Here is a 15,314-nt window from a genome sequence, read left to right as displayed (position 1 = left end):
GGCTGATGCGTGACAAATGCGGAGAGTGGCATGCGTGCTGTTTTGACGTGGATCGGGCGCGGCCTGATCATCTTGCTGGCCGGGATCGCGGCGATGTGGGCGTTTGCGCCGCGCGAACCCGTCGATCTGAACGCAAGGTTTGACGACGGACTGCTGTCAGGCGGTGTCGACACCTACCTTGCCGGGCGCGAGGCGCGGTTTGCCGATATCCGCCCCGGCCAGGAAAAGCAGATGATCTGGGCCAATGCGCCCGGGATGAAAACCCCGATCTCCCTTGTCTATATCCATGGTTTTTCCGCCAGCTCGGCAGAAATCCGGCCGGTGCCCGACAGGCTTGCGGCAAAGCTTGGGGCCAACCTCTTTTTTACGCGGCTGGCGGGGCATGGCCGCACCGGTGACGCGATGGCCGGGCCCACGGTCAACGACTGGATGCAGGACGTGGCCGAGGCACTTGCGATCGGCCGCGCCACCGGCGACCGGGTGATCGTGCTGTCGACATCGACCGGGGCAACGCTTTCGGCGCTGGCCGCGGCAAATCCAGAGATGATGCAGCGCGTTGCCGGGGTCGCGATGATTTCACCAAATTTCAAGGTCAAGAACCCCGCCGCACAGATCCTGACCTGGCCGGGTGTGCGTTGGTGGGGGCCGCTGGTGGCCGGCAAGACCCGCGGTTTCGAAGCCCGGACCCCCGAACAGCTGCAATCCTGGACCACCAGCTATCCCACGGTCGCGCTGCTGCCGATGGCGCAATCCGTGCGTGCCGCGCGGCAGATGGATCCTGCCGGGGCCACGGTGCCCGCGCTGTTCCTGTTCGACCCGGAGGATCCTGTTGTCGATCACACCGAAACCCTGGCGGTCGCGGCGAACTGGGGCGGGCCGGTCACGCTCTTGCAGGTGCGGGTTGGCGACGCCGATGATCGTCACGTCATCGCCGGTGATATCCTGTCGCCGGGGCAGACCGATGCCACCGTCGCGCGGCTTGCCGAATGGGTCGCGGGATTGTAGCGCCCCTTGACGCCGCCCGCGCCGCCGCCTAGCGGTGCGGCATGGCACAGGTACCTCTTCTGCAACTTTCTGACATCTCCCTGACCTTCGGCGGCAACCCGGTATTCGACGCCCTGTCGCTGAACATCCAGCCGGGCGACCGCGTGGCACTGGTCGGGCGCAACGGATCGGGAAAATCCACCCTGATGAAGGTCATGGCCGGCCTTGTCGAACCCGACAAGGGCAGCCGCACCGTGCCGCCGGGCATCACCGTCGGCTACATGGAACAGGATCCGGACCTGAGCGGTTTCGCAACGCTTGGCGACTATGCGGCACAGGGGTTGGAACCGGGCGAAATGTACCGCGTCGAACGCGCGGGCGAGGGGCTGAAATTCGACCCGGCCCGGCCCGTCGAGACCGCCAGCGGCGGCGAACGGCGACGCGCGGCGCTGGCGCGGCTGATGGCGTCGGACCCGGACCTGATGCTGCTGGACGAACCCACGAACCACCTGGATATCGAGGCGATCGGCTGGCTTGAGGACGAACTGCGCAGCACCCGCAAGGCCTATGTCCTGATCAGCCACGACCGGCGGTTCCTGACCGAACTGACCCGCGCGACGCTTTGGGTCGACCGCGGTCAGGTGCGGCGGCAGGACAAGGGGTTTGCCGCTTTCGAGGACTGGCGCGAAAAAACCTGGGACGAGGAAGACAGCGCCCGCCACAAGCTGGATCGCAAGATCAAGGCCGAGGCGCGGTGGGCCGTCGAAGGTATTTCCGCACGGCGCAAGCGCAACATGGGCCGAGTGCGTGCACTGGGGGACCTGCGCAGCGAACGCGCGTCGATGATCCGGCGCCAGGGCACGGCGGCGATGGAACTGGCCTCTGGCCCGACCTCCGGCAAGAAGGTGATCGAGGCCAAGGGCGTGACCAAGGCCTTTGACGGCAAGACCATCGTGCGCGATTTCAACCTGACCGTGATGCGCGGCGACCGGATTGCCTTTGTCGGGCCGAATGGTGTCGGAAAAACCACCCTGATCAAGATGTTGACGGGCGAACTTGAACCGGATTCGGGCACTGTCACGCTGGGCACCAACCTTGTTCCGGCGGTGTTCGACCAGACCCGGGCGCAGCTTGACCCCGACATGACGCTGTGGGACTCGCTGACCGGCGACAAGGACATGCGCGTCTCTGGCAAGGCCGACCAGGTGCTGGTTCGCGGAGAGCCGCGCCACGTGGTCGCCTATCTGAAGGATTTCCTGTTCGACGAACGACAGGCGCGGGCCCCCGTGCGGTCGCTGTCCGGGGGCGAAAAGGCGCGGCTGTTGCTGGCGCGGATCATGGCGCGGGAATCCAACCTGCTGGTGCTGGACGAACCGACCAATGACCTGGATGTCGAAACGCTGGACCTGTTGCAGGACCTGCTGGGCGACTATCCCGGCACCGTTTTGTTGATCAGCCACGACCGCGACTTCCTGGACCGGGTGGCCACGACCACCGTCGCGATGGAAGGCGACGGTCGCGGCGTGATCTATGCCGGGGGGTGGTCCGACTATCGCGCGCTGCGTGCGGAAAGCCAGTTGGACGTCAAGGATAATATAAAGAAACCAACGCCTAAAGAGGTGCAGCAAAAGCAACAGGCGAAGCCTCAGAAGGCGAAGTTGAGCTTTACCGAAAAGCACCGCCTGGACGAGTTACCTGCCGTGATCGAGCGGCTGGAGGCCGAGATCGCAAAGCTGACGGACTACCTGTCCGATCCGGAGTTGTTCACCCGGGAGCCGGTCAAGTTTCGCAAGGCGACCGAGGCGATGGCCGAGCGGCAAGAGGCGCTGTCCGCGGCCGAAGACGAGTGGCTGGACCTGGAAGAAAAGGCATCAGAGAGCTGATTTTTCAGCCTTTTGCGGTGTTGGGAACCTTTGCCGGGGCCAGTCCGAAGAACCGCGCGGCCACGCCCATTTCAAGAACGGTCATCAGGATCCGCAGAACATGGTTCAGGCTGACAAGCGCGGGGTTCGCCGCCAGCGACAGCGCGATCAGCGACATTTCCGTTACGCCGCCAGGCGACAGGCTGATCAGAAGGTGCAGGAACGGTATGTCGATCAGCGCCTCGAGCCCGAAGGCCAGGGCCGACCCCAGCAGCAGCATGTAGCTGACTGAGGCCGTGGCCAGCCCCGCAGAGCGTCTGAGCATCGTCCCGGTCACCCCGCGAAACCGCATACCCAGGCCGGTCCCGATCACCACCTGCGCCATCGCGATCAGCCAGAACGGCAGGTGCAAATCGACCCATCCGGTCAGCGAAACCGCCGCCGACACCAGAAGCGGGCCGATCAGCTGCGCGGCGGGCAGGTGGATAAGCTTGCCCAAGGCCAGCCCGGCGCCCCCTGCCAGGCAGATGAACACCAGCGAGACCACGCTGAACTGGTGTCCGGCAGACGCGCTTGGGGCAAGTCCCGCGGCACTGCCGACGGGTGTTCCCAGCCACAACGACAGACCTGTGGGCACCAACGTGATGACAATCACGATCCGCAGGAATTGTTGCAGGGTCACCACGCGAACATCGGCCCCTGCGGCCTCGCCCATGACAATGCTTTCCATCAACCCGCCCGGAGTGCCGGCATAGAATGCCGTTGGCCGGTCGAGGCGGCCGATCTTGTGAAAGATGAACACGTTTCCGGCATGGGCGAACAGCACGAACAGAGCCAGCGCCAGCAACATCAGGGGCAACCCGGCCAACTGCTGCAACAGGGCCGCGTTGACCTGTGTGCCGATCATCACCCCGATCAGTGTCACAAATCCGGTGCGCAGCGGCATCGGGAAGGTATAGGATCGAAACGGGCCGTTCTTGCCCAGCGAAATGACCAGACCGGTGCTGAGCAGGCTGCCAAGCATGAACGGCATTGGCAGATGCAGATATTGCGCGATCAGGCCGGACAGGCTGCTGAGCGCAAGAATGGCGACGGTCAGTAACAGGCGTTTGGGGGTCATCTTATCCTATGCCTACGCCTGCCAAGGCCGGTTGCCAAGATCGCCGTTTTGGCAAAGGCTTGCGGATTTGGCATACCAGCCTTGCGCCGGACGCGCGGAAAGACCGGACCGGTCCAAGTCGGGATCAGCCTTCATCGATCCAACGCAGGATTTCGCCCCGGTTGCCGTCAAGATCGGGGGCCGGCGCACGGGTCGTTGCATCCGGTACGTCGCTCATCTTGATCGGGTTGCCCGCGGCCTTGTACGCCGCCCGACCGTTGCGGTCGAGCACGTCGACAACCATGTTCCGCGCCAGAATCTGCGGGTCTTTCAACACCTGCGCCACATCCTGGATCGGGCCGGTCGGAATGCCCGCGGCCGTCAGCTTGGCAATCCAGTAGGCGCGGGTGTTTTCCAGCGTCACCGCCTCGATCAGCCGTTTCAGCAAACGCGCGTTTTCGCAGCGCGCCGGGTTGGTGGCAAAGCGGGCATCCTCGGCAAATGGCAGTTGCAGCGCGACGCAAAGTTTCTCGAACAAGACGTCATTGCCCGCCGCGATCACGAACAGCCCGTCCGAGGCATGGAAGGTTTCAAACGGGGTAATCGACGGGTGCCGCGCGCCCGACGGAGCGGGTGGCTTGCCGGTCACTGTGGTCAGTGCCACCGCGTGTTCGAGGATCGCCAGTTGGCTGTCCAGCATCGCGACGTCGATCTTGTGGCCCTTGCCGGTGTGTTCACGGTCATAGAGTGCGGTCAGAACGCCCTGCGCCAGAAACATGCCCGCAACAATGTCGCCGATCGAGGCGCCGACGCGCACCGGGTCGCGGTCCTTTTCGCCGGTGATCGACATCACCCCGCCCCGGGCCTGTACAACCATGTCATAGGCCGGGCGCTTGGCATCCGGTCCGGTGTGACCGAACCCGGACACGGCGCCATAGATCAGACGGGGAAAACGGGCATGCAGGCTGTCCCAGCCATAGCCCAGCCGTTCCATGACCCCGGGGCGATAGTTTTCCAGCAGGATATCGGACTTCGCCAGCAATCGGTCAAAAATCGCACGGTCGGCATCGAGCTTGAGGTCGAGCGCGATGGATTTCTTGCCATGGTTGATGGCGGCGAAATAGGCGGATTTGCCGTCCTTGAACGGCGGGAATGCGCGGGTGTCGTCGCCGCCGCCGGGGCGTTCGACCTTGATCACCCGCGCGCCCATATCCGCGAACGTCATGGAACAGAACGGGCCGGCAAGGACATGGGTCAGATCGAGGACGGTGACACCGTTGAGGGGCAGGGGCATGGCAGGTCTCCGGGAGCGGCGAGTCGTTTGCGGTTGCAGCATGTATAGCGGTTGGGTCACGGGAGCGTGAAGGCACGGAAGGCTGCGGGGATCGGGCAGAGCGCGGACCGGGCGGGGGGCGAGGGGGCGCTGCCCCCTCTTTTCCCGTGCCGGGAAAATTCACCCCCGGGATATTTCCGGCCAGAAGAAGACAGGGGACGGCGCCCTGCAGCAGAGTGGAGGCTTAGTGGCTGCGGGCATGAAAAACAAAGCCCAGCAGGTTCATCAGGACCTGGGCCGCGAGGATCGAGGTGGTGCCGGTGGGGTCATAGTCCGGGGCGACCTCGACCAGGTCGATGCCGACCACGGTGTGTTCGCGGGCGACGTATTGCAGCAGTTCCAGGACCTCGTAGTAAAGAAAGCCGCCATGGCTGGGCGTGCCCGTCCCCGGCGCGATCGACGGGCAGAAGCCGTCGATGTCGATGGTGATGTAGACCCTGGCGCCGTCGGGGATGCGGGCGGCGGTGGCCAGCGGGCCGAGCGCGCGGGCCTGACGCACCGAAAGGATGTCGGACCCCATGGCGCGGGCATTGGCATAGCCTTCGCGGGCGGTGGAACTGACGTTGCGGATACCGACCTGAGTCAGACCGGTCACAAAGGACTTTTCCGCGGCGCGGCGCATCGGGTTGCCGTGGCCGTGGCGCACGCCGTGGCGTTCATCGACGAAATCGAGATGGGCGTCGATCTGCAGGATATGGATCGGGCCCTGGTCGTCGAAGGCGCGGATGCAGGGGATATTGACCGAATGGTCGCCGCCGATCACCACCGGCAGCGCGCCTGCGGCCAAGATCGAGCGCACGCCGATCTCGATATTGGCATGGCTGGCCTCGGTATCGGTGTGGATGATGTCGGCATCGCCGATATCGGCCAGTTTCACGCTTTGCGGCAGGTAGGTCACGTCGTCTTCGTGGTCGTAGGCACCGGCATGGCCGAAGGAAAACAGCGTGCTGGCTTCGCGCACACCGCGCGGGCCGAACCGCGCCCCCGCCCGCCACTGGGTGCCTGCATCGAACGGCGCGCCGAGGATGGCGGCGTCGGCGTCGATCGCGCCCCAGTCGGGCTGATACGGTGCTTTTGCAAAGGTGCAGATGCCGGTGAACGGCAGGTTCAGGCGCCCCTGTTCGTATCCATGTCCGCTCATGCTGTCGGTCTCCTTTCGGTGCGTGCCGGGTTCGGCGCAGCTTGGGCGCAATGCCGCGTCTGCGCAATGGGGGTTTTCCCCGGACCGGATCCATGAGATAGGGGGCCGCCAACGACGACTCCCTTGGAAAGGATGCCCCCATGGAGATTCGCGAGGCGCTTACCTTCGACGATGTTCTGCTCGTTCCCGCGGCCAGCTCGGTTCTGCCCAGCACGGCGGACACGCGCACCCGCGTGACACGGTCGATTTCGATGAACATTCCGTTGTTGAGTTCGGCAATGGACACGGTCACCGAAAGCCGGATGGCGATCTGCATGGCGCAGGCGGGCGGCATCGGGGTCATTCACAAGAACCTGAACATCGAAAACCAGGCCCGCGAAGTGCGGCGGGTGAAACGCTTCGAGTCGGGCATCGTCTATAACCCGGTGACGTTGCGCGCCGATCAGACGCTGGCGGATGCCAAGGCGCTGGTGGAGCGGTACAACTTCACCGGCTTCCCGGTGGTGGATGACCGCGGGCTGGTGGTCGGCATCCTGACCAACCGGGACATGCGGTTCGCACAGTCCGACGATATGCCGGTGCGCGAGATGATGACCTGTGACAACCTGGCGATGCTGGCGGAACCGGCCGACCTGGACGAGGCCAAGAGCCTGATGAGGGCGCGCCGGATCGAAAAGCTGCTGGTGCATGACGGCAGGGGCAAGCTGACCGGCCTGCTGACCCTGAAGGATACCGAGCAAGCCGTGCTGAACCCGACCGCCTGCAAGGACAAACTGGGGCGGCTGCGGGTCGCGGCGGCGACCAGCGTTGGCGACGCCGGGTTTGAACGCAGCGAGGCGCTGGTCGATGCAGGATGCGATATCATCGTGGTCGATACCGCGCATGGCCACTCGGACGGCGTGCTGGAGGCCGTGAAACGCGCCAAGACCCTGTCGAACGAGGTGCAGATCATCGCGGGCAACGTCGCGACCGCAGAGGCGGCGCGGGCGCTGATCGACGCCGGGGCCGACGCGGTCAAGGTGGGGATCGGGCCGGGCTCGATCTGTACCACGCGGATGGTGGCGGGCGTGGGCGTGCCACAGCTGACCGCGATCATGGATTGTGCCGGGGCTTCGGGCGATGTGCCGGTGATTGCCGATGGTGGCATCAAGTTTTCGGGCGACTTCGCCAAGGCCATTGCCGCTGGGGCATCCTGTGCCATGGTCGGCAGCATGATCGCCGGAACCGATGAGGCACCGGGCGAGGTGATCCTGTACCAGGGCCGGTCGTTCAAATCCTATCGCGGGATGGGGTCGCTGGGCGCGATGGCGCGCGGATCGGCCGACCGGTATTTCCAGAAGGATGCCGCCAGCGACAAGCTGGTGCCCGAGGGAATCGAGGGGCAGGTGCCCTACAAGGGGCCGGCGGGCGCGGTGATTCATCAACTGGTGGGCGGGCTGCGCGCCGCTATGGGCTATACCGGCTGTGCCACGGTGGACGAGATGCGGAGGAACTGCCAGTTCGTGAAGATCACCGGTGCCGGGCTGACCGAAAGCCATGTGCACGACGTGCAGATCACACGCGAGAGCCCGAACTACCGGATCGGGTAAGCTGTGTTTCGGGACTGCGCCAAGATGGGGCGGCGCTGAGATCGACGAATATGGGGTCGAATCGGGCTGTGCCTGATCCGACCGATGCGCCTTTGCGGGGCAAAGGCGCATGTGGGAACTCTGCTCTCACACTCTCGGGATATTTCTGAAGCAAAAGACACGCCACCGGGCTCTGGCAGGCTGGAGGTTTGACCTTTCTTGAGGGATCGGTTTGTCTTTGACAGCGAGAGGGAGGGGACGCGATGAGTTTTGTACTTGCAATTGACCAGGGCACGACGTCGAGCCGGGCGATCGTATTTGACGCGTCGTTAACACCGGTTGCCAGCGCGCAAGAGGAATTTGCCCAGTACTATCCTGCAAGTGGATGGGTCGAACACGATCCCGCAGACCTTTGGCAGAGCGTTTTGCGGGTCTGCAAGGCGGCGCTGGAGCAGGCCGGGGTGGCACCGGGGCAGGTTGCCGGGATCGGCATCACCAACCAGCGTGAAACGACGCTGCTGTGGGACCGGGCGACGGGCGAGCCGTTGCACAACGCCATCGTCTGGCAGGACCGGCGCACCTCTGATTTGTGCCAGGCGCTGAAGGCCGAAGGCCACGAGGCGATGGTGACGGAACGTACAGGTCTGCTGCTGGATCCGTATTTTTCCGGCACCAAGCTGCGCTGGCTGCTGGACACCGTTCCGGGCGCGCGGACGCGGGCCGAGGCCGGGGAACTGGCCTTTGGTACGGTCGACACCTGGTTGATCTGGAACCTGACCGGCGGCGCGTCCCATCTGACCGATGCCACCAACGCCGCGCGCACCATGCTGTACGATATCCGGCGCGGGCGCTGGTCCCGGACGATGTGCGATCTGCTGGGGGTGCCGATGTCACTTCTGCCCGAGGTCCGTGATTGCGCGGCGGATTTTGGCGAAACCACCCTGTTGGGAGGGCGCATCCCGATCCTGGGGGTGGCGGGCGATCAGCAGGCGGCAACGCTGGGGCAGGGCTGTTTCGCGCCGGGCATGATGAAATCAACCTATGGTACCGGGTGTTTCGCCCTGTTGAACACCGGCACCTTTCCGGTCAGCTCGCAGAACCGTTTGCTGACGACCATCGCCTACCAGCTGGACGGGCGGGTGACCTATGCGCTGGAAGGGTCGATCTTTGTCGCCGGCGCCGTGGTGCAATGGCTGCGCGACGGGCTGAAGATCATTGGCGCGGCGCCCGAAACCCAGGCGATGGCACAGGCGGCTGACCCCGGGCAGGACGTGGTGCTGGTGCCGGCCTTTACCGGGCTGGGCGCCCCTTATTGGGATGCAGAGTGCCGCGGGGCAGTCTTTGGCCTGACCCGCAACACCGGCCCGGCCGAGATGGCGCGCGCTGCGCTGGAAAGCGTCGGCTACCAGACCCGCGACCTGTGGGAAGCGATGCGCGCCGACTGGACCGGTGACGGACAGGCGACGCTGCGTGTCGATGGCGGGATGAGTGCGAGCGATTACGCGATGCAATTCCTGAGCGACATCCTGGGGGCACAGGTTGACCGTCCCAAGGTGCTGGAGACGACTGCGCTGGGGGCGGCCTGGCTGGCGGGGTATCGCGCCTGTCTTTATCCCGGTCCCGATAGCTTCGGGGACAGCTGGGCCCTGGACCGCGCGTTCACTCCGACGATGAGCGAGACGGCACGAGAGCAGCGCTATGCCGGATGGAAACGCGCTGTGGCGGCGACCCGCGCGGTCTGAGCCGGGTTGCGCAGCGACGTCGCGCGGTGCAAGGGACATGACAAAGGAGACCCGCCATGACCCCAGCCGCCCGTCACCAGGCCGCAATCGACATTCTTGACCAGATTGCGGGTGGGCAGGCCGCGGAACAGGCGTTGACCCGCTGGGCGCGGGGCGCGCGTTATGCCGGCTCCAAGGATCGGGCGGCGGTGCGCGATATCGTGTTCGCGGTGCTGCGCGCGCGGCAAAGCTGTGCCGTGCTTGGCGGCGGCACGGACGGGCGGGCGCTGGTGCTGGGGCTCTTGCGGATGTCGGATACCCCCCCCGACGAGGTCTTTACCGGCGCGGGCCATGCCCCGGCCCCCCTGACCGAACCGGAACGCGGACGGCTGGCAATGGCGGTACACGGGTTGCCTGCGGACCTGCCTGAATGGCTGGTACCGGATTTGCAGCAAAGCCTTGCCGAGATGTTTCCAACATATTGCGAGACCATGCGCCGCAGGGCACCAGTATTTTTGCGGGTCAATGCGTTGAAAACCACGCCCGATCAGGCGCTTGCGAGTCTCGCGGCGGAGGGGATCGCCTGTACGCCGCACCCGGATCTGCCTGGGGCTCTGCGCGTTGACCAGAACGCCCGGAAAGTTGCGCAGTCTGCGGCCTACCGCGATGGGTTGGTCGAATTGCAGGACGCGGCAAGCCAGGCGATCGTTGCCGGTCTACCGCTGGCACCGGGGTCACGGGTGCTGGACTATTGCGCGGGCGGTGGCGGAAAAACGCTGGGGCTTGCCGCGGCGGTGAATGGCCCGGTCGCGGCCTGGGACGTGGACACGCACCGCATGGCGGACCTGCCCGCCCGGGCCGCGCGCGCGGGGGCAGAGGTGACGGTTCTGGCGCAGCCGGAAGGGCCCTATGACTTGATTCTGTGCGACGCCCCGTGTTCGGGGAGTGGTACCTGGCGCCGCGCGCCTGAAGGCAAGTGGCGGCTGACGCGTGCTGCGCTGGACGACCTGCTGGCGGTGCAACTGTCGATCCTGACCGACGCCGCACGGCGGGTCGCGCCCGGCGGTGCGTTGGCCTATGCCACCTGTTCTGTGCTGACGGCCGAAAACCGGGGCGCGACTGAACGTTTCCTGGGCACCGCGCCGGAATGGCAGGTGAGCCGTGAAACCACGTTGTTGCCCGGCGACTGGGGGGATGGTTTCTATCTGGCCGTGCTGACCCGTCGGTAAAATTCACTCTCCTTTGGGTTGATTTTTTGTTTCGGTTAATCTTCTGTTTGGATTCACCGGACCAATCTGCCGCAAGACAGCGAGCGAAGGCGGCCACCGTGACCGATCAGACGACCCAAGCCGATTTTTCAGCCCTGCGCGGGCAACGCCCCGGCAATCGGTGGATACTGGCGCTCGCCACGGCAATCGCGGCGCTGGCGTTCGTGGCCGATCCCGGGGCGCAAACCGTGTTGCTGGCGTCCGGAGCGGCGACCTTGCTTGCGCTTTTGTTGCTGCGTGGCCTTGTTTTTCTGCTGCGCAGGTTCCGGGATGGACCTGCGCTGCGCACGGTGACGGAATTCATGACCGCCGACCGGTCCGTGGCGGTATTGACGGATTTGGATGGGGCGGTGTTGGCCGTCAACGGTGCAGCCGCGGCAGAGCTTGACCTGAGGCCGGGGTATGGATTGACCCGGGGGCTTGGCCTGGTCATCGCCGACCCCGGGGCGCTGGTGTTGCGTTTGCGACGTCGGCTGGAGGAAGGACGCCGCGCGGAAGAAGCGGTTGTTCTGTCCGGTGGGACCGGACGGATCTCGCTGCATCGGATCGGGTCACACAGGCTGTTGTGGCGCCTGGATCAGCCGGAGTCGGAACCGTCTGCTGCAACCCCTGAACTGTCAGCACCAACCTTCATGATCGGGCGGCACGGCGCGGTGCTGTATATGAATGCGCAGGCACGGCAGGTGATTGGGCACCGGCTGCGGTCGCTGACGGAAATTGCAGGCGAACACCCGTTTGCCGATGGCCAGGACCGTGTCATTGAAACCGCCGATGGCCCGCGCCGCTTTCGCGTGGCCATGGTGGACGGTGGTGCTGGCCGGATGGAAATGGTGCTGCTGCCGGCCAGGCCGCCCGAGCCGGTGGCGGCGCCGGTTCTTTCCGGCTTCAACGGCCTGCCTGTACCGATCCTGACGTTGTCGCCAGACGGTGCGATCCTGTCGGCCAATGCCGAAGCACGTCAGTTGCTGGCCACCGAGTCGATGGAGGGCCAGCCACTGTCGGCCTACATGGAAGGGCTGGGCCGTCCCTTCGACGATTGGCTGGAACAGGTCGCCGCCGACGGTGCCGGGCGGCATTCGGATTTCCTGCGCGTCGGGCGCCTGGACGAAGACACCTTCGTGCAGGTCACGACCATGGGCATACGCACCGACGACGGCCCGCAACTTGTCGCGGTTCTGACCGACGCGACCGAGCTGAAATCGCTCGAAGCGCAGTTCGTGCAAAGCCAGAAGATGCAGGCGATCGGCCAGCTTGCGGGCGGCATAGCACATGATTTCAACAATCTTCTGACCGCAATTTCAGGGCATTGTGATCTGTTGCTCTTGCGGCATGACAGCGGCGATCCGGACTATGCCGATCTTATCCAGATCAACCAGAACGCCAACCGCGCGGCCGCGCTGGTGAGCCAACTGCTGGCGTTTTCGCGCAAGCAGAACCTGCATCCGGAGTTGCTCGACCTGCGCACGACGCTGTCCGATCTGACCCATCTGCTGAACCGGTTGGTGGGTGAAAAGATCAAGTTGACGCTGAACCACGATCCAGGGTTGTCGCAGATCCGTGCCGACAAGCGGCAATTGGAACAGGTAATGATGAACCTTGTCGTCAACGCCCGCGACGCCATGCCGGGCGGCGGGGAAATCACCGTACGCACCGAATGCCTGACGCTGGACGAGGCCTGGCGCCGCGACCGTGTGACGGTGCCGCCGGGCGACTATGTGCGGGTGACGGTGACCGATCAGGGCGTTGGCATCCCGGCGGACCGTCTGGAAAAAGTGTTCGAACCGTTCTTCACGACCAAACGCACGGGCGAAGGCACCGGGTTGGGCTTGTCGACGGTGTACGGGATCGTCAAGCAAACCGGTGGCTTCCTGTTCGTTGACAGCGTTCCGGGCAGCGGCAGCACCTTCACCTTGATGTTCCGCGCCCAGCACGCCGCGAAAACAGTCGCGTTGCCGCCGCCCGTCGAAACACCCCAACGGCCCCGGGTCATCCGGCCCGGCGGCGGGGTCGTGTTGCTGGCAGAGGACGAAGCACCGGTCCGGGCTTTTGCCTCGCGCGCCTTGCGCTTGCGCGGTTTCACCGTGATCGAAGCGGCAAGTGGCGAACAGGCGTTGTCGGCGCTGGAAGACCCTGGCCTTGTTGTGGACGTTATCGTCAGCGACGTGATCATGCCGGGGTTGAACGGGCCAGCCTGGGTGCGCAAGGCGCTTGAGGCACGGCCCGATGTGCGCGTGGTGTTCATGTCGGGCTATGCCGAGGATGTCTTTGAACGCGGCGAAGACGTGGTGCCCGGGGCGGTGTTCCTGCCCAAGCCGTTTTCATTGAGCGAACTGACCGATACCGTCAGCGCTCAGGTGGCGTAGCGCCCGCTTGCTCCCACAGGTCGAAATCCGCGGCGTACTTGCGGCGCAGCCGGTCCTCAAGCTCTTGTGACAGTGTCAAGCTGGCCGCCGGAGAGACATTTTCTTGTTCAAGGTCAATGGCATGGCCAAGGCGCTGCACGAGAAAGGACAGAATGCGCGGCTGGTCTTCGTACTGGAACAGATGCGTCACGGTCACGCCATCGGGCTTGGGTGCCAGGAACCTGGACTGGCTGCCGACATGCGCATGTGCGGGTTGATCGCCCCGGCAATAGTCAGCGACAAAGGCATCAAAGCTCAGCCCCGCGGTCGACGTGTCCTTCCCCGCCAGAAACGGACGCTGCCGATAGCGATACCAGCTTCCCAGCCAGTCGACCGGATGACGGACCACCGCCATGATATCCACGGGGCCCGCGCCCATCTTGTCCAACATCGGATGAAAGAACCGGTTATAGCGGCGCAGCGGCGCGTGCTTCAGTTCCGGCGGTTCGCGCACCACGATGTCGGCACGTGGCCCAAGCGCACGGGCATAGGCGGAGGTTCCAGTCTTGGGAACCGCGAGGATCACCAGCCGTTCTTTCCAGAAAATCAACATCGTCCGCGAGATTCCTGCTCTTGGTAACCTGCCGTTAACCGTGGCGGGGAATCCTGGGGATGTGAAGATTTTACTTGATATGTTCCACTTTTGTGCGCATTGATGCGGAACAGGACGTGAACAAAAGCAGCGATTGCCGCCCGGCATAGGGTGTGGAATAAGGATCGAAACAATGGCAGCGGCAGATCTTTTATCGATGGACAGCAAGCGCAACGCGGACAAGCAGAAAGCACTCGATTCGGCGCTCGCGCAGATCGAACGGCAATTCGGCAAGGGTTCGATCATGAAACTTGGCGGGGACAACCCGATCAAGGATATCGAGGCGACATCGACCGGTTCGCTTGGATTGGATATCGCGTTGGGGATCGGTGGCCTGCCGAAAGGGCGGATCATCGAAATCTACGGCCCGGAGAGTTCCGGCAAAACGACGCTGACGCTGCATTGCGTCGCGGAAGAGCAGAAAAAAGGCGGCGTTTGTGCCTTTGTCGATGCCGAACATGCGCTGGACCCGATCTATGCCAGGAAACTGGGTGTCGACCTGAACGAACTACTGATCAGCCAACCCGATACCGGCGAACAGGCGCTGGAAATCGTCGACACGCTTGTACGCTCGGGCGCGGTCAGCATGGTCGTGGTCGATTCGGTCGCAGCGCTGACGCCGAAATCGGAGCTCGAAGGTGACATGGGCGACAGCAATGTCGGCGTGCAGGCCCGCCTGATGAGCCAGGCCATGCGCAAGCTGACCGGGTCGATTTCACGCAGCAACTGTATGGTGGTTTTCATCAACCAGATTCGGATGAAAATCGGCGTGATGTTCGGCAGCCCGGAAACCACCACTGGTGGCAACGCGCTGAAATTCTACAGCTCCGTGCGCCTGGATATCCGTCGTATCGGCACGATCAAGGACCGCGACGAGGTGGTGGGTAACCAGACCCGCGTCAAAGTCGTCAAGAACAAGGTGGCACCGCCGTTCAAACAGGTCGAATTCGACATCATGTATGGCGAAGGTATTTCCAAGACGGGCGAATTGCTGGACCTGGGCGTCAAGGCAGGCGTGGTCGAAAAATCGGGGGCCTGGTATTCCTACGGCGATGAACGCATCGGGCAGGGCCGGGAAAACGCCAAGAATTACCTGCGGGAAAACACCGGCATCGCGCTGGAGATCGAAGACAAGATCCGCGCCGCGCACGGGTTGGAATTCGACATGACGGGCAGCGATGACGACGTGATGGAAGGCTGAGGCCAGAAAAACAAGGACCCGGAAGGCGCCGCACTCCGGCGCCTTTTTCTTCGGTACCGGTCGCACATGGCGGCAGCGCAGCGCGCACCGGAACCAGTGGCTGGGTCAGGATTTGTTGCTTTCCCGGCGCGGTTTGGCTTGCG

At 64.3% G+C, this 15,314-nt stretch carries 11 protein-coding genes; 7 read left to right on the top strand and 4 right to left on the bottom strand.

The genetic code is table 11. The annotated features are described in order from the left end of the window. Positions 1-30: 30 nt before the first annotated feature. Together VK792_RS12680 and VK792_RS12675 are read left to right on the top strand one after the other, a co-directional pair. The gene (locus VK792_RS12680; RefSeq protein ID WP_326297879.1) at positions 31-1,005 is read left to right on the top strand and encodes an alpha/beta hydrolase; all 975 of its coding nucleotides are present in this window, start codon (positions 31-33) and stop codon (positions 1,003-1,005) included. Positions 1,006-1,046: 41 nt separating this feature from the next. After that, positions 1,047-2,867 carry an ABC-F family ATP-binding cassette domain-containing protein gene (locus tag VK792_RS12675; RefSeq protein ID WP_326297878.1) on the top strand — a complete coding sequence of 607 codons (1,821 nt, stop codon included), beginning with the start codon at positions 1,047-1,049 and terminating at the stop codon, positions 2,865-2,867. A gap of 4 nt (positions 2,868-2,871) precedes the next feature. Here VK792_RS12675 and VK792_RS12670 read toward each other — a convergent pair whose 3' ends face one another. From VK792_RS12670 to speB, 3 genes are all read right to left on the bottom strand, one after another. Beyond that, a complete protein-coding gene (locus VK792_RS12670) occupies positions 2,872-3,966 on the bottom strand; it encodes an AbrB family transcriptional regulator (RefSeq protein ID WP_326297877.1) in 1,095 nt (364 codons plus the stop codon). 124 nt (positions 3,967-4,090) lie between these two features. Beyond that, the gene (locus VK792_RS12665) at positions 4,091-5,239 is read right to left on the bottom strand and encodes a CaiB/BaiF CoA transferase family protein (protein WP_326297876.1); all 1,149 of its coding nucleotides are present in this window, start codon (positions 5,237-5,239) and stop codon (positions 4,091-4,093) included. Positions 5,240-5,462: 223 nt separating this feature from the next. Then, positions 5,463-6,419 carry an agmatinase gene (speB, locus tag VK792_RS12660; protein WP_326297875.1) on the bottom strand — a complete coding sequence of 319 codons (957 nt, stop codon included), beginning with the start codon at positions 6,417-6,419 and terminating at the stop codon, positions 5,463-5,465. A 140-nt stretch (positions 6,420-6,559) separates the two neighbouring features. Between speB and guaB the strand changes: the two genes are divergently transcribed. The 4 genes from guaB to VK792_RS12640 all read left to right on the top strand — a co-directional run bounded on the left by guaB (position 6,560) and on the right by VK792_RS12640 (position 13,339). Then, positions 6,560-8,008, top strand: a complete 1,449-nt coding sequence (guaB, locus tag VK792_RS12655) for an IMP dehydrogenase (RefSeq protein WP_326297874.1) — start codon at positions 6,560-6,562, stop codon at positions 8,006-8,008. Between the two features lie 242 nt (positions 8,009-8,250). Continuing rightward, positions 8,251-9,729 carry a glycerol kinase GlpK gene (glpK, locus tag VK792_RS12650; RefSeq protein ID WP_326297873.1) on the top strand — a complete coding sequence of 493 codons (1,479 nt, stop codon included), beginning with the start codon at positions 8,251-8,253 and terminating at the stop codon, positions 9,727-9,729. A gap of 56 nt (positions 9,730-9,785) precedes the next feature. Beyond that, positions 9,786-10,937, top strand: a complete 1,152-nt coding sequence (locus VK792_RS12645) for an RsmB/NOP family class I SAM-dependent RNA methyltransferase (RefSeq protein ID WP_326297872.1) — start codon at positions 9,786-9,788, stop codon at positions 10,935-10,937. A 98-nt stretch (positions 10,938-11,035) separates the two neighbouring features. Continuing rightward, positions 11,036-13,339, top strand: a complete 2,304-nt coding sequence (locus VK792_RS12640; RefSeq protein ID WP_326297871.1) for an ATP-binding response regulator — start codon at positions 11,036-11,038, stop codon at positions 13,337-13,339. On the opposite strand, the gene VK792_RS12635 is transcribed toward VK792_RS12640, so the two are convergent. Beyond that, on the bottom strand, positions 13,320-13,931 hold the full coding sequence (locus VK792_RS12635; protein WP_326297870.1) for a gamma-glutamyl kinase: 612 nt from the start codon (positions 13,929-13,931) through the stop codon (positions 13,320-13,322). The genes VK792_RS12640 and VK792_RS12635 overlap by 20 nt on opposite strands. Positions 13,932-14,103: 172 nt before the next feature. Between VK792_RS12635 and recA the strand changes: the two genes are divergently transcribed. Beyond that, positions 14,104-15,171, top strand: coding sequence for a recombinase RecA (gene recA, locus VK792_RS12630; protein ID WP_326297869.1), 1,068 nt, complete (start codon positions 14,104-14,106; stop codon positions 15,169-15,171). The last annotated feature ends 143 nt before the right edge of the window (positions 15,172-15,314 follow it).

Source organism: Mesobacterium hydrothermale, from assembly GCF_035818635.1.
GTDB lineage: Bacteria > Pseudomonadota > Alphaproteobacteria > Rhodobacterales > Rhodobacteraceae > Mesobacterium_A > Mesobacterium_A hydrothermale.
The sequence above is the reverse complement of the archived record's forward strand: the minus strand, read 5'-3'. Positions and strand labels throughout refer to the sequence as shown.

Excerpts from the sequence above, each read along its gene's own strand:
- VK792_RS12675 (WP_326297878.1), top strand. The coding sequence starts at position 1,047 with ATGGCACAGGTACCTCTTCTGCAACTTTCTGACATCTCCCTGACCTTC.
- guaB (WP_326297874.1), top strand. The coding sequence starts at position 6,560 with ATGGAGATTCGCGAGGCGCTTACCTTCGACGATGTTCTGCTCGTTCCC.
- recA (WP_326297869.1), top strand. The coding sequence starts at position 14,104 with ATGGCAGCGGCAGATCTTTTATCGATGGACAGCAAGCGCAACGCGGAC.
- VK792_RS12645 (WP_326297872.1), top strand. The coding sequence starts at position 9,786 with ATGACCCCAGCCGCCCGTCACCAGGCCGCAATCGACATTCTTGACCAG.
- VK792_RS12680 (WP_326297879.1), top strand. The coding sequence starts at position 31 with ATGCGTGCTGTTTTGACGTGGATCGGGCGCGGCCTGATCATCTTGCTG.
- VK792_RS12635 (WP_326297870.1), bottom strand. The coding sequence starts at position 13,931 with ATGTTGATTTTCTGGAAAGAACGGCTGGTGATCCTCGCGGTTCCCAAG.
- glpK (WP_326297873.1), top strand. The coding sequence starts at position 8,251 with ATGAGTTTTGTACTTGCAATTGACCAGGGCACGACGTCGAGCCGGGCG.
- speB (WP_326297875.1), bottom strand. The coding sequence starts at position 6,419 with ATGAGCGGACATGGATACGAACAGGGGCGCCTGAACCTGCCGTTCACC.
- VK792_RS12670 (WP_326297877.1), bottom strand. The coding sequence starts at position 3,966 with ATGACCCCCAAACGCCTGTTACTGACCGTCGCCATTCTTGCGCTCAGC.
- VK792_RS12665 (WP_326297876.1), bottom strand. The coding sequence starts at position 5,239 with ATGCCCCTGCCCCTCAACGGTGTCACCGTCCTCGATCTGACCCATGTC.